This is a genomic window from Thauera sp. (assembly GCF_034003485.1).
GTDB lineage: Bacteria > Pseudomonadota > Gammaproteobacteria > Burkholderiales > Rhodocyclaceae > Thauera.
In genome coordinates, this window is sequence record NZ_JAVEYL010000005.1 from 124840 (window position 1) to 145594 (window position 20755).

Genomic DNA, 20755 nt, shown 5'->3' on the forward strand with positions numbered 1-20755 from the left:
GGGTAAAAGAGCAGATTCGGTTCAGCGTTGCGCCGCGTTCTGCGCGCGCAGCAGTACCAGCAGTGCGCCGCCCCCGCCGTCGTTCGGTCCAGCCTGGCAGAAGCACAGGATCTCTTCGCGCTGCGCGAGCCAGCCTCGCGACAGTTGCTTGAGGATCGATACCTTGCCAGGCGAGCCGTGTCCCTTGCCATGGATCACCCGGATGCAGCGCTTGCCCTGCGCGAGGGCGTCGTGCAGGAAATGCGCCAATGCTGAGCGGGCTTCGTCCCGCGTCAGGCCGTGCAGGTCGATCTGACCTTGAAGCACCCAGCGTCCGCGGCGCAGGTCGGTCAGCACCCGGCGCGGCAGGCCGGGGCGCAGGAAGGCGGCTTCGTCGCCCATGTCCAGGCGGTCTTCGAAAGTCAGCGGCGCGGCGAGTGATTCATGCAACGCTGCGCGCTCATCTTCCTCGCGCTTGATCGGCGCGGGCAAAGGTGGCACGCGTTCCAGTTCGACCCGATTGCGATCGCCGACGGGCCGGGCGTCGCCGACAACACTGCGAAAAAGTGCCGCCGGATCGCGCAAGTCCGCATCCGCGGGCAGCACGATCGCGTCAGGGCGCTGAATGCGCGCAGTTTGTTCCGATCCCGGGTGGCGGATCGTGTGGCGAAGTGGCGTGTCCAGCTCGATCCGGCCGCGGTCGCGCAGCGGCATGACGCCCTGGTAAGCCAGGCGCAGCGGATCAGTCTCGGCTCGCGCTGAGTGCGCCTGCTCGATCGCCTCGTCATGGACGCTGGCGTGATGCGGCACGGGGGCAGGTCGTGGGCGCTCGATTTCGGCCCGGTCGCCCCCGCGCACCGGTTGCACCTTGCCCGCCGCCTTGCGGAACAGCTCGAGCTCGCCGTCGTCGGCTGCCTGTTCGGTCGTCTCTGCCGCTGCCTGAGGCGGTGCGTGGCGGATCCGTTTCGCTGGCGCCAGCGGTTCGCTCGCCGTCTGCTTCGTGCCGCGTATCTGGGCGCGCAGGCCGGCGAACGGAGTGGCCGGCTTTTCGGCCGACCGGGCGCCGTCGTGCGCATTCTCGCCGGCGCGGGCTCTGGCGGCGCGGCGGCCCTTGGCCATGCTCAGCCGCCGAGTGAGTCGAGGTAGCGCTCAGCGTCGAGCGCAGCCATGCAGCCGGTACCGGCCGAGGTCACCGCCTGGCGGTAGATGTGGTCCTGCACGTCCCCCGCGGCGAACACGCCCGGGACGCTGGTCTGCGTGGCATTGCCGTTGCGACCGCCCTCGGTGATGATGTAGCCGCCTTCCATCTCGAGCTGGCCATCGAAGATCTCGGTGTTGGGCTTGTGGCCGATGGCGATGAACACGCCCTGCAGCGCGACGTCGCGGGTGGCGTCGGTGTTGGCGTCTTTGATGCGCATGCCGGTCACGCCGCTGTCGTCGCCGAGCACCTCGTCGAGCGTGGCGTTGAGCGCGAGCTCGATCTTGCCCGCCGCAACCTTCTCCATCAGCTTGTCGATCATGATCTTCTCGGCGCGGAACTTCTCGCGGCGATGGACCAGCGTGACCTTCTTCGCGATGTTGGCGAGGTAGAGCGCTTCCTCGACCGCGGTGTTGCCGCCGCCGATCACCGCGACATCCTGGTTGCGGTAGAAGAAGCCGTCGCAGGTGGCGCACGCCGACACGCCGCGGCCGGCGAACTTTTCTTCCGATGGCAGGCCGAGATACTTGGCGGTGGCGCCGGTGGCGATGATCAGCGCATCGCAGGTGTATTCGCCGCTGTCGCCCGTCAGGCGGAAGGGCTTCTCGCCCAGCTTCACCGTATGGATGTGATCGAAGATCATCTCGGTGTTGAAGCGCTCGGCATGCTTCTGGAAACGTGCCATCAGGTCGGGGCCCATCACGCCATCGGCGTCGGCCGGCCAGTTATCCACCTCGGTCGTGGTCATCAACTGGCCGCCCTGGGCGATGCCTGTGACGAGAACCGGGTCGAGGTTGGCACGGGCGGCATAAACGGCAGCGGTATAGCCGGCGGGACCGGAGCCGAGGATCAGCAGGCGGGCGTGTTTGGTGGTCATGTGGAGCATTCCTGCGCTTAACGGGACAAGCGCCAGATTATAGCGGAGGGGCGTTGCGCCAGCGGCCATGAGCACGATTGATCGGGTGCCGTGAGGCGCGGCCCCACGCGTGACGGAAGTCACGACATCACCATTATCGGCGTCGCAATCGTGTACACTTCCTGCCGGATTTATCGATTCATTGATCACTCTTGTGCTTGCCGGAGTACGCATGACCCAGACCACCGCCGTTTCCGTCGTTGCCCTGAAGACGTTCTCGCTTTTCCATGGCCTGTCGGACGAAGCGCTGGCCACCATCGCCCGCGTGTCGATGATGCGCAGGTTTCCGCGCGGGCAGTCCGTGGTGTGTGCGGGCGATCGGCCCGACTATGTCTATCTGATCCTCACCGGCAGTCTGAAGGTCGTGGTCAGCGATGAGGACGGGCGCGAGGTCATCCTGTCGATCCTCGGTCAGGGCGAACTCTTCGGCGAGATGGGCATGTTCGACGAGCGGCCACGCTCGGCCTCGGTGATCGCGGTGGTGCCCTCCGATCTGGTGCTGATTTCCAAGCAGGATTTTCGCCGCATCATGCACGACAGCTTCGACGTGTCGTGGCGCATCATGTGCAACCTCGCCGAGCGTCTGCGCAACGCGGATCGCAAGATCGAGAGCCTCGCCCTCATGGACGTCTACGGGCGCGTGGCGCGGCTGCTGATCGAGATGTCCGAGGATGTGGGTGGCGAGGTCGTGGTGGTGCGCAAGATTTCCAAGCAGGACATCGCCAAGATGATCGGCGCCTCGCGCGAGATGGTCAGCCGCGTGATGAAGGATCTCGGCAAGCAGGGGCTGATCGAGGAGCGTGCCGATGGCATCGTGCTGCGCGAGCGCCTGAACGACGTCTGAGCGACTTCTCAGGCCATGACTGGCGCGCCCGCGCGCGCCTCTGGCGTATGCCGCGAGGCATGACGGCTTTGTGAGCAGGCGCAACATCGGCCGCGGGCGGGGCGGTCGATCCCGTATAATCCGGCGTTGTTTCACTCTGGCCGTCCGGTCGCAACGCAATGCTGTCTCGCTCGTCCTCCCGTTCCCAGCCGCTGCCGGAAAAGATCTCGCTCTTGCTGCAGGAAGCGCGCTGGCTGATCCTGGGCGTGATGTCGCTCTATGTCGGGCTTGTGCTGGTGGGCTACAGCGAGTCCGATCCCGGCTGGTCTCATGCCGCCGACGTGGTGCGCGTGAACAACCCCGGCGGGCGCTTTGGCGCCTGGCTGGCCGACCTGCTGCTCTATCTCTTCGGCGTATCGTCGTGGTGGTGGGTGGTGTTCCTCGGCTACAGCCTGCTGTGGGGCTTTCGCCGCCTGAAGAACCGGCTCGAACTCGACCGCCGCTCTTTCATCTTCGTGATGATCGGCTTCTTGGTCGTGCTGCTCACCAGCAGCGCGATCGAGTTCCTGCGTTTTCACTCTCATGGCGCTGCGGTGCCGCTCGAGCCGGGCGGGCTGCTGGGGATGGAACTCGGGCAGGCCATTCAGCGCTATTTCGGCTTCACCGGCGGCACCTTGCTGCTGCTGGCCCTGATGGCTTCGGGTCTGTCGCTGTTCACCGGGCTGTCGTGGCTGGCCGTGGTCGAGCGTATCGGGCTCTGGCTGGAGCAGGGCGTGATTGGGATGCAGCAGGCCTGGATCCGCCGGCAGGATCGCCGCGCGGGTCGTGAGATCGCCGAGAAGCGCGAGGCGGTCGTGCAGACCCGGCGCCGCAAGGTCGAGAAGGAAGCCCCGCCGCCGCTGCGGATCGAGCCTGCGGTGGTCGCCGTGCCCAGGTCCGAACGCGTGGAGAAGGAGCGTCAGCAGACGCTGTTTGCCGATGCCCCAGAGGGGGTGATCCCGCCGGTTTCGCTGCTCGATCCGGCAAGCGGCGGCGTCGAACCGCCGTCGCCCGAGACGCTCGAATTCACCTCGCGCGTGATCGAGACCAAGCTCGCCGACTTCGGCGTCGAGGTGAAGGTGCTCGCCGCCTATCCCGGCCCGGTGATCACCCGCTACGAGATCGAGCCGGCCACCGGCGTCAAGGGCAGTCAGGTGGTCAACCTGGCCAAGGATCTCGCCCGCGCGCTGTCGCTGGTGTCGATCCGCGTGGTCGAGACCGTGCCCGGCAAGTCGTGCATGGCCTTCGAGCTGCCCAATCCCAAACGCCAGATGGTGCGCCTGTCGGAGATCATCGGCTCCAAGGTCTATCAGGACGCGCATTCGCCGCTGACCGTCGTGCTCGGCAAGGACATCGGCGGTCAGCCGGTGGTGGCCGACCTCGCCAAGATGCCCCACCTGCTGGTGGCCGGTACCACCGGCTCGGGCAAGTCGGTGGGCATCAATGCGATGATCCTGTCGCTGCTCTACAAGAGCGAGCCGGACCGGGTGCGCCTCATCATGGTCGACCCGAAGATGCTCGAGCTGTCGATCTACGAGGGCATCCCGCATCTGTTGGCGCCGGTGGTCACCGACATGAAGCACGCGGCCAACGCGCTCAACTGGTGTGTGACCGAGATGGACAAGCGCTACAAGCTGATGGCCGCGGTCGGCGTGCGTAACCTCGCCGGATTCAACAAGGCGGTGCAGGAGGCGCGCAAGGCGGAGAAGCCGCTCACCAACCCATTCTCGATCAGTCCCGAGAACCCCGAGCCACTCGAGCCCCTGCCCTACATCGTGGTGGTGGTGGACGAACTCGCCGACATGATGATGGTGGTGGGCAAGAAGGTCGAGGAGCTGATCGCGCGCCTCGCGCAGAAGGCGCGCGCAGCCGGCATCCACCTCATCCTCGCCACTCAGCGTCCGTCTGTGGACGTGATCACTGGCCTGATCAAGGCCAACGTGCCGACCCGGATCTCCTTCCAGGTGTCGAGCAAGATCGACTCGCGCACCATCCTTGACCAGATGGGGGCCGAGACCTTGCTCGGCATGGGCGACATGCTGTATCTGGCGCCGGGCACGGGGCTGCCGGTGCGGGTGCATGGCGCCTTCGTTGCCGACGACGAGGTGCACAAGGTTGTCGATCACCTCAAGAAGATCGGCCCGCCGGACTACATCGAAGGCATCCTGGCCGCGCCCGAGGACGATCTGGAGGCGGCGCTCGGCGGCGGTGGGGAGGGCGGCGACGGCGAGTGGGACGCGCTCTATGATCAGGCGGTGGAAGTCGTCATCAAGACCCGACGGCCATCGATCTCGCTGGTGCAGCGTCACCTGCGCATCGGCTACAACCGCGCCGCGCGCCTGATCGAGCAGATGGAGCGCGCTGGGCTGGTGTCGCCGATGGGCAGCAACGGCAACCGTGAAGTGATCGTTCCGGCCAAGGAGAGCGAATGAGTTTTCTGACCAAGGCAGCGTCCGCAATGATCCGTGGCGCGGCAGCGCTTGCGCTGGCGGCCGCTGCACTCACGGTGAGCGCGGCTGACGGGGTGGCGCAGTTGCGCGCCTTCGTCGACGGCGCGCGCAGTGCCGAAGGAAAATTCGAACAGGTGGTCACCGCCCAGTCGGGACGTCGCCCGCAGGAGGCGTCCGGCAGCTTTGCCTATGCGCGCCCCGGTCGATTCCACTGGGAATACGACCGTCCCTATCGCCAGGTGCTGGTCGGTGACGGCAAGCTGTTGTGGACCTGGGATCCGGACCTCAATCAGGTCACGGTGCGCGAGATCGGCGATGCGCTCGGGGCTACGCCGGCCGCGATCCTGTTCGGCAGCGGTGCGCTCGACGACAATTTCGAGCTTGCCGATGGTGGCGAGCATGATGGCCTGGCCTGGGTCGAGGCGCGTCCGAAGCTGACCGAGAGCGGCTTCGAGGCGCTGCGCATCGGCCTCGCCGAGGGTCAGCTCGAGCGCATGGAAATGCGCGACCACTTCGGCCAGACGACGGTGATCCGTTTCACCCGACTGCAGGCCAATCCGGTGCTCGCCGCCGATCGCTTCAGCTTCACGCCCCCGGCCGGCGCCGACATCATCGGTGACGTGCCCGGCACCACGCGCTGATCTTCCGCCTGCATGAGCGACCTTTTCGAGGCTCTCGACCCGCCGCAGGTGCCGCTCGCCGAGCGCATGCGGCCGAAGACCCTGGACGAAGTGGCGGGCCAGAGGCATCTGCTCGGGCCGGGCAAGCCCTTGCGCCTGGCCTTCGAGTCGCGGCGGCCGCACTCGATGATCCTGTGGGGGCCACCCGGCGTCGGCAAGACGACGCTCGCAAGGCTGATGGCGCGCGGCTTCGATGCCGATTTCGTGGCCTTGTCGGCGGTGTTCTCCGGGGTCAAGGAGATCCGCGAGGCGATCCAGCAGGCGCAGGCCGCGAAGGCGCGGGGTCGGCACACGATCCTGTTCGTCGATGAGGTTCATCGTTTCAACAAGGCGCAGCAGGATGCCTTCCTGCCCTTCGTCGAGCAGGGCCTGGTTACCTTCATCGGCGCGACGACCGAGAACCCGTCCTTCGAGGTCAATTCGGCGCTGCTGTCGCGCGCGGCCGTCTATGTGCTGGAGTCGCTCGATGCAGCGGCGATGACGCAGCTCTTCGAGCGGGCGCATGCGATTGCCTGTGCGGACATCGGCTTCGACGCCGATGCCCGCGAACGCCTGATCGGTTTCGCCGATGGCGATGCGCGGCGCCTGATGAATCTCATCGAGCAGTTGCAGGTGGCAGCCGAAACGGCGAAGGTCAATCGGGTCAGCGCGGCATTCGTCGATCAGACGCTGTCGCGCAACCTGCGCCGCTTCGACAAGGGCGGCGAAGCGTTTTTCGACCAGATTTCGGCCCTGCACAAGTCGGTGCGCGGCTCCGACCCGGACGCCTCGCTGTACTGGCTGTGCCGCATGCTCGACGGCGGCGCCGATCCGCTCTACCTCGGGCGTCGGCTGGTGCGCATGGCCGTGGAAGACATCGGCCTGGCCGATCCGCGCGCCCTCGACATGGCGCTCAACGCCTGCGCCACCTACGAACGTCTGGGATCCCCGGAGGGCGAACTCGCGCTCGCCCAGGTGACGATCTTTCTCGCCTGCGCCGCAAAATCGAACGCGGCCTACAAGGCCTACAACGCAGCACGCGCCTTTGTCGCGGGTGATGGCTCACGCCCGGTGCCGCTGCACCTGCGCAACGCACCGACCAAGCTCATGAAGGCGCTGGATTACGGCAAGGCCTACCGCTACGCACACGACGAGCCCGAGGCCTACGCAGCCGGCGAAAACTACCTGCCCGACGGCATGCAAGCGCCGGGTTGGTATCAACCCGCGCCGCGCGGCATGGAGTCGCGCATTGCCGAGAAGCTCGCCCACCTGCGTACGCTGGATCGCGAGGCCGTGCAGCGCAGCCAGGAAGGTGTCCAACAAAGGGCGAGGCATAGCCCGTCAGCCGGCTCGGCCTCGCGTCAAGACCCGACGATGAAAAAGACGTCGGGCGAGGAGAGTCTCAATGCGGGAGGGGATGATCCTTCATGAACCGCGCGCACAAATTCGCCGCCCGCTCCGCCTTTCGGGTGTCGCCACAAGCGTGCGCACGCTCAATAAGGTCGAGCATGAAGTTGGTCAGAACCATCACCCCTTCGGGCGTCTGCACCAAGCCGCAACACACTTGAGCAGCGGCCGCGTCTGGAATGTCTTCATGCTCGGCGATCAGCGAAACCTCCTCGTCGGTCAGGTCACAGTAGTCTAGGCAGTCACGAATGGATAGCATGCCGAACTCCTCCTAAGGTGAGCCGTCTGTCGCGGCTTCGTGGTTGATCTAAGGATAATTGACAGGCGACCTTTTGCAAGTTCAATTTACGTAGCGTCAACTAAACAAGTTATTGATTGGAAAAGTTAATTTTTGCGGTGCGTCATACATGGTCGGTTTGTGGTGAACCGTCTGTAAACCAGCGCTTGCCTCGTGTCGTGCGCGCCAAACCTTAGCTTCCAGTCGCAGGTTATTGATTCGAAACGTTCCAGGAAAACTCTCCGATGCTCGATATCCAGCTTCTTCGCACCCAGATCGATACCGTCGCAGCCCGCCTCGCCACCCGCGGCATGCAACTCGACACGGCCGCCTTCCAGGCGCTGGAAGAAGAGCGCAAGCAGACGCAGACTCGCACCCAGGAGCTGCAGGCCCGGCGCAATGCACTGTCGAAGCAGATCGGCATGCTCAAGGGCAAGGGCGAGGACGCGTCCGGTGTGATGGCAGAAGTGGGCCAGCTCGGCGACGAGTTGAAGGCCTGCGAGCAGGCGCTGCCGGTGCTGCTCGAGCGCATGAATGCCTTCCTCGCCACGCTGCCCAACCTGCCGCAGGAAGGTGTGCCGGTAGGCGCGGACGAAAGCGGAAACGTCGAGGTTCGGCGGTGGGGGGCGCCGCGCAGCTACGACTTCGAGGTGCGCGACCACGTCGATGTGGGTGCACCGCTCGGCCTCGATTTCGAGACCGGCGCCAAGCTGTCCGGCGCGCGCTTTGCCTTCCTGCGCGGCCCGGTGGCACGCCTGCATCGCGCGCTGGCGCAGTTCATGCTCGACACCCACACCCGCGAGCACGGCTACACCGAGTGCTACACGCCCTACATCGTCAATGGCTCGGCGCTCTACGGCACCGGCCAGTTGCCCAAGTTCAAGGAAGACCTGTTCTGGGTGCTGCGCGGCGGTGACGAGGAGGGCCTCGAGCAATACCTGATCCCCACCGCCGAGATCACGCTCACCAACAGCGTGCGCGAGGACGTGCTCGCGCTCGACGCGCTGCCGATCCGCATGACTGCGCACAGCCCGTGCTTTCGCTCCGAGGCGGGCAGCGGCGGGCGCGACGTGCGCGGCATGATCCGCCAGCACCAGTTCGACAAGGTCGAGATGGTACAGATCGTCGAGCCGAGCAAGAGCAACGAGGCGCTCGAGCAGATGGTGGGCCACGCCGAAGCCATCCTGCAGAAGCTGGAGCTGCCCTACCGCGTGATCACGCTGTGCACCGGCGACATGGGTTTCTCGGCCGCGAAGACCTACGACCTGGAAGTCTGGTTGCCGGCGCAGAACACCTATCGCGAGATCTCGAGCTGCTCGAACTGCGAGTCCTTCCAGGCGCGCCGCATGCAGGCGCGGTTCAAGAATGCGCAGGGCAAGAACGAGCTGGTGCATACCCTCAACGGCTCCGGCCTTGCGGTCGGTCGCACACTGGTCGCCGTGCTGGAGAACTACCAGCAGGCCGACGGTTCGGTGCTCATCCCGAAGGCGCTGGTGCCCTACATGGGCGGTGTCGAGGTGCTCGAAGCGCCGCTCTGACTCGGCATGCTGCGCAGCCAGCCCTGCAGGCTCTCCAGCAGGGACAGCAGGGCTGGCACGAAGAAGAGCACCAGCACGGCGGAGAAGGCGAGCCCGAACGCGATCGAGGTCGCCATCGGGATCAGGAACTGGGCCTGCAGCGAGCGCTCGAAGAGCAGCGGCGTGAGACCACCGATGGTGGTGAGCGAGGTCAGCAGCACCGCACGCAGGCGGCCACAGGCCGCACCCATCAGCGCATCGTGCACTGTTGCGCCCTTGTGCTGCAGCTCCTTGAACAGGCTCACCAGGATGATGGAGTTGTTAACCACAATGCCGGCGAGGCCGAAGAGGCCGAACATCGACAGGATGGTGAGGTCGATGTCGAGGACCCAGTGGCCGAAGATGGCGCCTGCAAGGCCGAGTGGAATGGCCGACATCACCACCAGCGGCCAGCTCCACGACGAGAACGACCACACCAGGATCAGATAGATCATCGCCAGGCCGAGAATGAGGCCTGCACGCATGTCCTCCATGGTCTCGCGCTGGTCGGCGGAGCGGCCTTCGAAGCTGAATTCGAAACCATGCTTTTGCGCCAGTTGGGGCAAGGTGTCGGCTTCGAGCAGGGCCTGCACCGCGTTGGCATTGGTGACGTCGCTGGCGACGGCGGCCGAGACTTCCACTGCCAGCCGACCCTGGGCATGGCGCAGGGCCTCGAAGCCGCGGCGCGACTCCCAGCTCGCCACCGTGGCGAGCGGGACGAAACGGCCGTCCGGCAGGCTGACGGTGATGCGCTCGAATACGTCGAGCCGGCTGCGCTCGTCGCGCGGCAACATCACCCGCACCTCGAGCTCGTCGCGCCCTACCTGTACGAGCTGAGCGAGGGCGCCATCGAAGGCGGCGCGCAACTGGCGGCCGAGGCTCTCGGTGGTGAGCCCCAGCGCTTCGCCCGCGGGGGTCAGGCGGTAGATGAGCTGCTCGCGTCCATAAGGCATGTCGTCCTCGGTCTCGCTGACGCCGGGAATGCTCGTCAGCGTCTCGGCCAGCTCGAGCGCGGCGGCCTTGAGGGCGTCGGCGTTGTCACCGGAGAGGCGAATGTTGAGGTCGCGCCCCGGTGGCCCTGACTGGCGGGCGGTGAAGGTGAGCAGCTCCATCCCGGCCACCGCGGGCAGCTTTTCGCGCCAGACGGCGAGGAAGCGCTCGTTGCGCACCGCGCGCTGATCGGGCGGGGTGAGCTCGACCATGATGCCGGCGAGCTGGTCGCCGCGTGCGCTCGATCCGCTGCCGCTGCTGATCGTGCCGCCGAGCCGGGCCACCGCAGTCTGCACCAGACCGCCGCCCAGTTCGGCTTCGGCCGCGAACAGGGCGCGTTCGAGTTCGCCGAGGAAGGCTTCGGTGCGGGCTCGTGGCGTGCCGGCGACAAAGGTGGCATTGGCGTAGATCACCTGGCCCTCGGGCGTGGGGAAGAACACAAAGCCGATTCGACCGCCCGCGATCAGCCCGACGGCGAGGATCATCAGGGCGACGGCAATGGACACGGTTGCACCGCGCCAGGCCAACGCGCGCTCCACCATGCGGCGGAAGGGGCCGTCGCGAAACCCGGCAAATGCGGCGTCGAGCCGTGCACGCAATGCCGACTGCTTCAGGGCCGCCTCGCCGGCGAGCGCGCCGCGCAGGTGGGCGGGAAGGATCAGGAAGCACTCGATCAGCGACGCGACGATCACCGCAACCATCACGAAGGGAATGTCGCCGAGGATGTTGCCGATTATGCCGCCCACCATCATCAGCGGCAGGAACGCGGCGATCGTGGTCAGCGACGAGGCCAGCACCGGCCACAGCATTCGCCGTGCGCCGCCGATTGCGGCCTGAGAGGGACCTTCGCCCATGTGGCGATGGGTGTCGGCGTCCTCACTCACCACGATCGCGTCGTCGACGATGATGCCGAGCGCCATGATGAGTGCGAACAGGCTCATCATGTTGATCGTGCCGCCGAAGAAGAACATCAGCCCGAGGGTGGCGAGAAATGCTGTCGGGATGCCGATCATGACCCACAGCGCCACCCGTGCCGGCAGGAAGAAATACAGCACGGCGACCACCAGCAGCAGGCCGGAGAGCCCGTTTTCGACGAGCAGCTCGATGCGATCGCTGATCAGTTGCCACTGCGTGTCGAAGACCTCGAGGCCGATGCTCGGTGGCAGGGTGGGGCGGGTCTTTTCCAGCCAGTCGTCGAGGATGCGCGCGGCCTTGAGCGAGTGCCCGCTCTCGCTGCGCTGCAGTTGCAGCTCGACCACGCTGTCGCCGCGCTCGAAGAGCGCGAGCTCGTTGGCACGGGGCTCGCGGATGATGGTCGCGATCTCGTCCAGGCGCACCACGCCGCGCTCGTCGCTCACCACCGCGAGCGGCGCGAAGGCATCGGCGCTGCGGCGCTGTTCCAGACCACGGATCTCGCGCGCGCCGTCGGCTTCTCCGGCGATGCCCGCCGGAATGTCGCGCGCGACCTGGCCGACACGATCGCCGACCTGCACCAGCGACAGGCCGAGCGTTTCCAGCGCCGCGGACGGGATCTCGATCGCGATGCGCTCCTCTGGCAGGCCGGTGATGCTGACCCGATCGATGCCGGCAGCGAGCAGCTCCTGCTCGAAGCGCCGGACCCAGGGCCGCAACTCCTCGACGCTGTTGCCGCGCACGAGCAGGCGGGCGATGGGCTCGTAGCGCGACACGCGGCTCACTTCGGGAGTCTCGGCGTCGCGCGGCAGATTGCGGAACTCATCCACCCGTTGGCGTACCTGGTCGAGGGCGAGCAGCGCGTCGGTGCCCTCGTGCAGTTCGAGGGTGATGCTCGCCACGCCCTGGGCCGAGGTGGAGCTCATGCGCTTGAGGCCGTCGACGGTCTTCAGGCGCTCCTCAAGGGGCACGGTGATGCCGTTCTCGACGTCCTCGGCTGCGGCGCCGCTCCACACCACGCGCACCGAGATGACGTCGAGCTCGAAGGTGGGGAAGAACTGCACGTTCATGCGCGTGAGGCCGATCACCCCGAGGACGAAGGCGAGCAGCATCAGCACGTTGGCTGCCACCTTGTGGCCGGCCAGGCGTTCGAGCACGCTGACGTGCTTCATTGCGGAGCCCCGACCACCTCGACTGCCAGCCCGTCGATGGCGTGCGGCAGGTGGGTGGCGAGGATGCGCGTGCCGCTGCGCAGTTCAGTCGTGTCGTTGGCAGGGCGCACGAGCAGCGTCAAGGTGCTGCCATCACGGCGCTCGCCGGCGCGGCGGACGGGCAACGCGCGCAGCCGGTTGCCGTCCCCGATCAGGTAGATACGATCGCCGCCGTGGAGCGCGGAGGGTGGCACGGCGAACACGTCGGTCGCAGTGGGGCGCTCGAGCACTGCGTTGACGAAGGCCCCCAGCGGGACCTTGCTCGCATCGTCGAGTCGGAGCAGCACGTCGACGCCGCGCGCGTCGGCCTCACCGCTGATGCGGTCGAGGCGGGTGAGAAGGGTGGTCGTGCCGAACTCGGCACGTGCCTCCAGCCCCTCGCCCCGCGCCAGGGCTGCACGTAGCTCCTCGGCGTAGATCGCGGGAACCCGGGCGCGTAGATAGAGGGCATCGGACGAGTACAGGCTGAGCAGAGCCTGTCCGGGCTGTACCTGATCGCCGGCGGCAACCTCGACCTTGCCGATGCGTGCAGCAAAGGGGGCGGTGATCTCGCCGCGCTCGGCGTCGCGCCTTGCCTCGGTCAGCTTCGCCTGCAACTGGGTGAGCCGGGACGGATGCTCGGCAATTGCCTGCTGGCGCTGTGACAGCGACAGGCGGACGCGGGCGACTTCTTCGCGTGCCTGGTCGAAGGAGCTCTCGGCGCCGAGGCGCGCGTTCTTGAGGCGCTCGAAACGCGCCAGCTTCGCGTCGGCCAGTTGCAGCAGGGTGCGTTCTTGTGCGATCGCTTCCTGGTCGTGACGGTGGCGGATGCGCTCGCGCTCGACATCGGCCGTGGCCTGTGCAATCCGTGGCTCGAGGTCACGCGGATCCATGCGCGCGAGCACGGCACCCGCATCGACCCGGTCGCCGTCGCGCACCTTCACTTCAACGATGCGGCCACCGACCGGCGCTGCCGCGCGGATGCGGTCCGGAGCTTCGATGCGACCGTACAGGACGAGGGTCGGCTTCACCGCCGTGCTGACGAGTTCGTGTGCCTCGACGCGCCAGATGCGCTCGCGCGCTTCAATGGGTGGGACGACCGGGCGGGTGGCGCGCAAGAGAACGAAGCCCGCTACTGCAAGCAGCAGGATCAGAAGGGGGATGAGACGGCGCATGGGAAGCCTTCGAAGCCGCGTTGCGGTGCGTGTATCAGAATTCGCTTATTTTACTGCCACACGCCTTCGGCCGTGATGCGCATTTCCGCCACGTGGAGAGGCGCGCGGCAGGAATCGGCGCTCATTCGCCTAGCCAGTCCGCCTCCCAGCGCGCCAGTTCCGGGAAATGGCGCGTCGCGCTCTTTCCGAGGGCCACGTCGAGTTGTTCGATCAGCGCGTGCAGTTGCCTGTCTGGTGCCTGCGGGAGCATCGGCTCCAGCTCGATCACCAGATCACCAGCTGCGCGCGATCCGCGCCCGGGGAATCCTGCCCCGGCTACACGCAGCGCGCGCGGGTGCGCTACGCCGGGCTCGAGCGGAACGGTGCGCAAGCCCGCAGGATGCGGGATCCGTAAGCTGCCCCCGATCAGCATCCTGAGCGCACTGACTGGCCGCTGGAGGACAAGGTTCCGCCCCTCGCGGCGAAAAAGCGGGTGTGGGGACAGGCGAACGCGTATCCGGAGGTCGCCCGGGGGATGGCCTGCGTCCGGATGGGCTTCGCCCTCGCCGGCCAGGCGCAATTCGTCGTCGTCGATCAATCCGGCGGGGATCTGAACCTCCAGCCAGCGCTCGCCGACCTCTTCTCCACTGCCGGCGCAATGGCTGCAAGCCTGGGTGCTGGAATAGCCGCGCCCCTCGCACTCGGGACAGCGGGCCAGGCCATTTTCGCTCCGGATCCGGCCCGAGCCGCGACAGGGGGCGCACAGCCGGCTGACGCTGAGCTTCTCCAGCCCGCTGCCCCCGCACTGACTACACGGCTGGGGCGTGCGCACGCAAACCGACCGAGTGGCGCCGAGGAAGGCCTCCTCGAAATTGATCTCCAGCGTCTGCCAGCGATCGGGGCCGCGCGACGGTGCCGGACCGTCAGCGTACGCTTCGGTGCCATTCGTGTCGGGGGCGTCCGGATCCTCGAGCAGGGTGGCGAGCAGGCGGTCGTGAGCCTGACGCAGCAGCTTGAAGTGCTCGAGCGCAGCCGGGTCGGTATTGCGGTCGGGGTGCCACTGCATCGCAAGCTTGCGAAAGGCGCGCTTGATCTGCTGCGTCGTGGCGCCGGGCTGCAGCCCGAGCAGTGTGTGGGCATCGGACATCGTCGGTATCGCGGAGGCGCTGGAAACGTGAGCTTAACCGAGCCGGGGGCTGGCAGGCGCCAGCGTGCGAGCCGGGAAAACAAAAAGCCTGGTCCGGAGACCAGGCTTTTTCGGGGTGTCTGGCGCGCCCGGAAGGATTCGAACCTCCTACCCCCTGGTTCGTAGCCAGGTACTCTATCCAGATGAGCTACGGGCGCGTTGCCGAAATCATTTAAAGCCCGAAATCGGAAGGCATTATTGGCGCGCCCGGAAGGATTCGAACCTCCTACCCCCTGGTTCGTAGCCAGGTACTCTATCCAGATGAGCTACGGGCGCTTTGTGCTGCACTGCGAAGGAGCGCGATTATAACGACTGCTCCAGCGACTTCAAGCTTTATTTGCCGGACACTGCGGAGCGAATCGTAGCGGGAGTGTTTTGCACTCAAAACAGTAACTTACAGAAGCAAGTCACCGCCACCTACGGCAATCTTTTCCATCCACAGCCAACAGCGGCCGCCACTATGCCAGCTAAAGCGCACTGACGCAAGCGCTTCCTGGCGGCGCAGTGCCTCTTTGCAGGCCCGGCCTGCCGGCTGCCTCCTCGCTGGCGGGTGGCTCGTTAAAGAAACTCACGTGCTTGCCGTAGAAAACGGCGTCGACCCATTACACCCTCTCTCAAGGACGGCCGAGATGTTTCATTTTTTTTTCCAGAACAGCCAGGTCCTGGATGTAATCGCGGCGATCGAGCAGACGCAAGCCGTCATCGAGTTCGATCTCCAGGGCAACGTTGTTCGCGCGAACAAGAAATTTCTCGACCTGATGGGCTACTCCCTGGAGGAGGTGCGTGGCCGACCGCACCGGATGTTCCTCAGCACTGCAGATGCAGAGAGCAGCGAATACCGCGCGTTCTGGCGCGAGCTTCAGGCTGGAAAGCCGCAGACGCGCGAGTTCCGGCGCTTCACCAAGGCGGGTGAGCCGGTCTGGATTCAGGCGACCTACACACCGATCGTGCGCGGGAACAAGGTCCAGCGCGTCATCAAGTTCGCGACGGATGTCACGGCGCAGGTCGCTGAGCGCGCGCGCATCGAGTCACAGATTGCGGCGATCAATCGTGCGCAGGCAGTCATCGAGTTCAGCACCGACGGCGTCATCCTGGATGCCAACGAAAACTTCCTGAGCCTGATGGGGTACGCGATCGACGAGATTCGCGGGCAGCACCACCGGATCTTCGTCCCGCCCGCCGAGCGCGAAAGCAAGGCCTATGCCGAGTTCTGGCAGAGCCTGCGTTCGGGGTTGTTCCAGACGGCGGAGTACGAGCGCATTGCCAAGGATGGGCGCTCGGTGTGGATTCACGCCACCTACAATCCGATCCTCAGCCCCGAGGGAACGGTCGTCAAGGTCATCAAGTTTGCCAACGACATTACCGATCAAGTGTTGCGCAACCGCGAGTTCAAGATCCTGTCGCTGGTTGCCAACGAGACCGACAACTCGATCATCATCACTGACGAGAACGGTCTGGTGCAGTACGTAAACCGTGGCTTCACCCGGCTGACCGGCTACACCCTGGACGAGATTCGCGGCAAGAAGCCGGGGCGCGTCCTCCAGGGCGAGGCGACCGACCCCGCCACGATTGCCCTCATCAGGGAGTCGTTGCGTGAGCGCAAGCCGATCTACAACGAGATCCTCAACTATGCGAAATCCGGGGACCCGTACTGGATTTCGCTCGCAATCAACCCGGTGTTCGACGCCCACGGCAAGATCGAGCACTTCATTTCCATCCAGGCCAACATCACCGCGACAAAAGAGCTGTCGCTCGAGTCGGAAAAGCGCTTTGCGGCCGTGAGCCTCAGCAATGGGGTCGCCGAATGGGAGACCAGCGGCGCGCTGGTGAGCGCCAACGAATACATGGTCCGACATCTGGTGCACAGGGACGAGGCAGAGTTGCTCGCCCAGAGGCGAAATCTGCGACAGATTGTCGGCGAGGAGCGATTCGGTCGACTGCTCCAGGGCGAGCAGATCGCTGGAGAGTTCCTGGTTCCCAACAAGAATGGTCAGCCGATTCGATTCGAAGGGACCTTGTGCCCGATCACCGACTCGGTCGGAAAAATCCGTCGCATCGTCACCTATGGCATCGACGAACAAGCGAAATTCGAGGCTGCGCAGGTGACCGATCGCGAGATGGCGCTGGTCCAGGAGTCGAGTCAGCAGATCGCCAGCATCATCGGGGCCATCAATACGATCACCGAAAAGACCAACCTGCTGGCGCTGAACGCCGCGATCGAGGCAGCGCGCGCGGGCGAGTCGGGTCGCGGTTTTGCGGTGGTCGCCGATGAGGTGCGCAAGCTTGCCCAGCAGTCCGCCGCGTCGGCGACCGAAATCACCCATCTGGTGAAGGAAAGCTCCGAACGGATCGACAGGCTCAGCGCTTCGCTCAATGCCTTGTTGTCCGCGCCCTGAGTGCAGTTGAAGTCTACTCATTTGCGCAATCAGCAGGAGGCGGCCAGGCAATTACCGTGAATTGCCGACTTTATGATGATCGAATCATGGCGTCGCGGTCATCTGTGCGGTTTGCGACTGACTCTGGGTATTGAGCCGGGCTATAATTGCACGTTTACTTAAAATCCCCAATGCTGCAGGTGCTCCGTGACCGGAAATGATCTCTCCTTGTGCGCCCTGGCCTTGGTGCTTGCCGGCTGTGCGATTCAGCCGCCGCTGGTGACGGACGTCGGTCCTGCGGCGCCGTCGCCAGCGAGCATCCAGACCGGCGCAAGCGCCGCGCCAGTCGAAACTACGCTTGCGCCCCAGGCTTCTACCGCGAGCGAGTCGCCAGCCGGCGGTGATGAAGAGCCTGTCATCGAGCCGGGGCAGTGCTGGGTCTATGCGCCGATCCGGTCGAGGCCGGTGAGCGAGACCGTCGAACTCACCGTCAGGGACTCCAGCACGCGCATCAACGTGACCCAGGCGGAGATCCGCCGTGGCTATCAGCAGGTCGTGACGCGCGAAGGTACGCGCACTTACCGCATCGAGCCGCCCACCTACCGCGAGGTCGTCGAGAAGGTACTCGTGCGGCCCGAGGTGTCGCGCCTGGTGGTGGTGCCCGCGGTGTTCGAGGAGCGCGAGGAGGTCGTCACCCTGGAGGGCGCCAGAACGGTGCTCGAACCCTGCCGCAGCGCGGGCACCCAGTACGCGCGCAGCGTCGGTGCGGTGTCCTTCTGCGCCCGTGAGCTGCCGGCGAGGATGGAGGCCGTCAAGGTGAAAGTCCTGGTCAGCCCCGAGACCACCCGCGTCGCTTTCGAGCCAGCGCAATACAAGGAAGTCCGGCGCTGGGTAGTGGATCAGCCCGCGCGCGCGGTCGAGGTGGAGGTGCCACCCGAGCTTTCGAGCCTGCCACTGCACGAGGTGATCAAGCCCGAGAGCAGCACCGTCGAGCAGTTGCCCCCAGTCACGCGCGCGATAAACACCACGCGTTTCGAAGGCAGCGCCCGAGTGGTGTCGCGCCAGGCGGTGTGCAGTGCCGACATCTCGGCCGCGCTGGTCACGCGTCTGCAGCAGCGCCTCGCCGAAGAGGGCTATCACCCCGGCGCTGTCGACGGCCTGCTCGGCGTGCGTACGATCGGCGCCCTCACCGACTACCAGACCCGTAACGGCCTTGCCGTCGGTGCGCTTACCTACGAGAGCCTGAAACGGCTCGGAATACAGTAAGAATCGAGCATGGGCCGACGCCCACCTTGTCTCCGACGTGGTGCGCTGAATGGCCACGTACTCAGATCTGCGCCCACTCGACGCGGTTGCGGCCTTGTTCCTTGGCGCGGTAGAGGGCGGCGTCGGCGGATTCGAGCAGGGCTAGCGCGCTCATGGCCGAGGTTGGGATGCAGGTGGCGCCGCCGAGGCTGATGGTCACTACGCCGGTGGTATTCGCGGCATGTTCGAGCTGCAACTGTTCGACCGCACGGCGCAGCGTCTCACCGATGCGCGTCGCGTCGTCGCGAGGGGTATGGAAGAGCAGGGCGACGAACTCCTCGCCGCCGTAGCGGGCGAGCAGGTCGGTCTGGCGCCGGCATGCGGTGGACAAGGCCTTCGCCACCGCCGCCAGGCAGGTGTCGCCCGCCTGGTGGCCGTAGCGGTCGTTGTATTTCTTGAAGAAGTCGATGTCGATCATGATCACCGAGAGCGGCACCTTGAGCCGCGATGCCCGGCCCCACTCACGCTCCATGGCGACGTCGAAGGCGCGCCGGTTGGGCACGCCGGTGAGCTTGTCGCGCACGGCCTTGTCTTCCAGAGACTGCTGCGCGGTGTAGAGCGCCACCACCCGCTGGTGGGCGCGGCGCGCCTCCAGGGTGAGGGCGACCCAGATCAGCGCGATGGCGCTGATGAGCGCCCAGTAAGCGCTGCCGAATACCACCACCAGGCCGATGAGCAGGGGCAGGAACACCGCCGCGGTGTATGCCGACTGGACACTGGGCAGCGCGGCGAGCCGGGTCATCGAGGCCACGCCGATCGCGGTGGGGACCACGATCACCAGCTGCTGCGCCGGCGCGCTCAGGAACGGCAGAAAGGCCACGCTTGCGCCCCAGCTCAGCCCCGAGGCACCGGTGACGAGCATGAGCTGCGACAGATTCGCGCCCACGTGTCTGTGCTGGTCACCCCGAGCGTGCAGGCGGCGTCCGAGCAGCGCGTGGCCGGCGTTGGCGAGCAGGTGAAAAGCGAACCAGCCGAGCACGGGCAGCAGCGGTACCTCGGTCGCCAGACAGGCGGCAAGCGCCCCACCCATCAGCGCGGCAAGGACGAAGCTCTCACCGGCGCGCTCATAGGCATGGGTGATCTGGTCCGATGACAACTGGTGCGGATCGGTGTAGCTGGTGTTGCTATTCACGATGCGTGGCTCCCGGCGGGCGCGACCAACAGTTGATTACGAATGTGACATTATCGCTGGCCCGGAGGCCTTTTAGGATGCACCATAATAGTGGATCGCTTGATTATCTTTTTTTTCGCGAATTCACATGAATATGCTTATCCCTGAGATGCTTACCGCTCAGTTGCGCCTTCGAATTCCATCCCGGTATCCGATCTGTGCAGGTGGTCCCAGATGATGACCTGGCTGTTGCGCCTGATGGCTTTGCTCCTGGTCGTCGGCGCCGTCCTTGCTGGATTCATGGGATATCGCCTGAGCAACACCAAGCCCCCGGTGCCTGCGAGCGGTGGAGAGGTCGGGGCGGCGGCTGCCGCGCCGGCGGTACCCACGGTGCAGCTCGTTCACAGCACCCGGACGCTGCGCGCCGGTACGGTGCTGATGCCCGACATGATCGAGCTGCGCGCCGTGCCCGAGCCGGCTCCTGTCGGCAGCTTCCGGGCCGTGCAGGGCGTGCAGGGGCGCATGATCGCGCGTGACCTCCTGGCCGGCGCGACGCTCACCGCCGACGCGCTGATGGCGCCGACCAGCCCGCTGCAGCTGGGTTTGCGCCAGGGCGAGCGCGCAGTGGCGATCAAGGTCGATGAGCTGGTCGGCCTGGGCGGGTTCGCCCAGGCTGGCGACCTTGTCGATGTGCTGCTGTTCTTGCGCCCCTCGCGCGAGACCGGAGAAGCCAGCTCGGCGCAGGTCGTGCTCGCGGGCGCACGCGTGCTCGCCTATGGCGACATGATCACGAGCGCCGAGCCCGATGCGGAGCCCCTGGCGGGCGCCGGTGGTTCTGGCACTTTGCCGCCGCGCGGAGGCAGCACGGCGGGCAGCAAGGTGAGCAAGGACGAACGCGCCAAGGCGAAGGCGAGCACCTCGGCGGTGTTGGCGGTGGCGGAGAAGGACGTGTCACGCCTGATGCTGGCCTCCAACAGCGGCGTATTGCGTCTGGCGCTGCATCCGCCCGCGCCCGAACGCCTGTCGACCGGTGTCGACCCGGTCGTGGACAGCTACTTCATCGAACTCGACGACTTGCAGCCGACCTCATCGCGCGGCCCGCAGCCGGTCGTGGCCGCGCCGTCGCGCATACCCGCCGTGAGCCCCATGACCGCTCCGGCTCCCGCCCCCGCAGTGGTGATCCACGAAGGGGACAAGACGCGCACCGCCGACGGCGCGCGATACTGAT

The 20755-nt window shown here is 66.0% G+C and carries 14 protein-coding genes, 2 tRNA genes and 2 pseudogenes; 9 read left to right on the top strand and 9 right to left on the bottom strand.

What is annotated here, in order from left to right:
- Positions 1 to 21 precede the first annotated feature (21 nt).
- Positions 22 to 1098: a Smr/MutS family protein gene (locus RBT54_RS04205; protein WP_320364420.1), complete on the bottom strand. Its 1077-nt coding sequence runs from the start codon at positions 1096 to 1098 to the stop codon at positions 22 to 24.
- Positions 1099 to 1100: 2 nt separating this feature from the next.
- Positions 1101 to 2054 carry a thioredoxin-disulfide reductase gene (trxB, locus tag RBT54_RS04210; protein ID WP_320364422.1) on the bottom strand — a complete coding sequence of 318 codons (954 nt, stop codon included), beginning with the start codon at positions 2052 to 2054 and terminating at the stop codon, positions 1101 to 1103.
- A gap of 211 nt (positions 2055 to 2265) precedes the next feature.
- On the opposite strand from trxB, the gene RBT54_RS04215 reads away from it, so the two are divergent.
- From RBT54_RS04215 to RBT54_RS04230, 4 genes are all read left to right on the top strand, one after another.
- Entirely contained in the window at positions 2266 to 2937 is a 672-nt protein-coding gene (locus tag RBT54_RS04215; protein WP_320364424.1) for a Crp/Fnr family transcriptional regulator, read from the top strand.
- Positions 2938 to 3095: 158 nt separating this feature from the next.
- Positions 3096 to 5387, top strand: coding sequence for a DNA translocase FtsK (locus tag RBT54_RS04220; RefSeq protein WP_320364426.1), 2292 nt, complete (start codon positions 3096 to 3098; stop codon positions 5385 to 5387).
- Positions 5384 to 6046 carry an outer membrane lipoprotein chaperone LolA gene (gene lolA, locus RBT54_RS04225; RefSeq protein ID WP_413788421.1) on the top strand — a complete coding sequence of 221 codons (663 nt, stop codon included), beginning with the start codon at positions 5384 to 5386 and terminating at the stop codon, positions 6044 to 6046. Before RBT54_RS04220 ends, lolA begins: the two co-directional genes overlap by 4 nt.
- 12 nt (positions 6047 to 6058) lie before the next feature.
- The gene (locus RBT54_RS04230; protein WP_320364428.1) at positions 6059 to 7495 is read left to right on the top strand and encodes a replication-associated recombination protein A; all 1437 of its coding nucleotides are present in this window, start codon (positions 6059 to 6061) and stop codon (positions 7493 to 7495) included.
- On the opposite strand, the gene RBT54_RS04235 is transcribed toward RBT54_RS04230, so the two are convergent.
- Positions 7467 to 7730: a hypothetical protein gene (locus RBT54_RS04235; RefSeq protein ID WP_320364430.1), complete on the bottom strand. Its 264-nt coding sequence runs from the start codon at positions 7728 to 7730 to the stop codon at positions 7467 to 7469. The two genes, RBT54_RS04230 and RBT54_RS04235, sit on opposite strands and share 29 nt — an antisense overlap.
- A 263-nt stretch (positions 7731 to 7993) precedes the next feature.
- On the opposite strand from RBT54_RS04235, the gene serS reads away from it, so the two are divergent.
- The gene (gene serS / locus RBT54_RS04240) at positions 7994 to 9286 is read left to right on the top strand and encodes a serine--tRNA ligase (RefSeq protein ID WP_320364432.1); all 1293 of its coding nucleotides are present in this window, start codon (positions 7994 to 7996) and stop codon (positions 9284 to 9286) included.
- On the opposite strand, the gene RBT54_RS04245 is transcribed toward serS, so the two are convergent.
- From RBT54_RS04245 to RBT54_RS04265, 5 genes are all read right to left on the bottom strand, one after another.
- Positions 9247 to 12378, bottom strand: a complete 3132-nt coding sequence (locus RBT54_RS04245) for an efflux RND transporter permease subunit (RefSeq protein ID WP_320364434.1) — start codon at positions 12376 to 12378, stop codon at positions 9247 to 9249. The two genes, serS and RBT54_RS04245, sit on opposite strands and share 40 nt — an antisense overlap.
- Positions 12375 to 13571, bottom strand: a complete 1197-nt coding sequence (locus tag RBT54_RS04250; protein ID WP_320364436.1) for an efflux RND transporter periplasmic adaptor subunit — start codon at positions 13569 to 13571, stop codon at positions 12375 to 12377. Before RBT54_RS04250 ends, RBT54_RS04245 begins: the two co-directional genes overlap by 4 nt.
- Before the next feature lie 121 nt (positions 13572 to 13692).
- A complete protein-coding gene (locus RBT54_RS04255; RefSeq protein ID WP_320364438.1) occupies positions 13693 to 14697 on the bottom strand; it encodes a DnaJ C-terminal domain-containing protein in 1005 nt (334 codons plus the stop codon).
- A 120-nt stretch (positions 14698 to 14817) separates the two neighbouring features.
- Positions 14818 to 14894 (bottom strand) — tRNA-Arg (locus RBT54_RS04260).
- A 41-nt stretch (positions 14895 to 14935) separates the two neighbouring features.
- Positions 14936 to 15012, bottom strand: a tRNA-Arg gene (locus RBT54_RS04265).
- A gap of 353 nt (positions 15013 to 15365) precedes the next feature.
- On the opposite strand from RBT54_RS04265, the pseudogene RBT54_RS18440 reads away from it, so the two are divergent.
- From RBT54_RS18440 to RBT54_RS04275, 3 genes and pseudogenes are all read left to right on the top strand, one after another.
- Positions 15366 to 16472: pseudogene (locus RBT54_RS18440) on the top strand (PAS domain S-box protein); the annotation flags it as partial.
- 381 nt (positions 16473 to 16853) lie between these two features.
- Positions 16854 to 17090, top strand: a pseudogene (locus RBT54_RS18445) (methyl-accepting chemotaxis protein); the annotation flags it as partial.
- 228 nt (positions 17091 to 17318) lie between these two features.
- Entirely contained in the window at positions 17319 to 18377 is a 1059-nt protein-coding gene (locus RBT54_RS04275) for a peptidoglycan-binding domain-containing protein (RefSeq protein WP_320364442.1), read from the top strand.
- Positions 18378 to 18438: 61 nt separating this feature from the next.
- Here RBT54_RS04275 and RBT54_RS04280 read toward each other — a convergent pair whose 3' ends face one another.
- Positions 18439 to 19548, bottom strand: a complete 1110-nt coding sequence (locus RBT54_RS04280; RefSeq protein WP_320364444.1) for a GGDEF domain-containing protein — start codon at positions 19546 to 19548, stop codon at positions 18439 to 18441.
- A gap of 213 nt (positions 19549 to 19761) precedes the next feature.
- On the opposite strand from RBT54_RS04280, the gene cpaB reads away from it, so the two are divergent.
- The gene (cpaB, locus tag RBT54_RS04285; RefSeq protein ID WP_320364445.1) at positions 19762 to 20754 is read left to right on the top strand and encodes a Flp pilus assembly protein CpaB; all 993 of its coding nucleotides are present in this window, start codon (positions 19762 to 19764) and stop codon (positions 20752 to 20754) included.
- Position 20755: the final 1 nt, after the last annotated feature.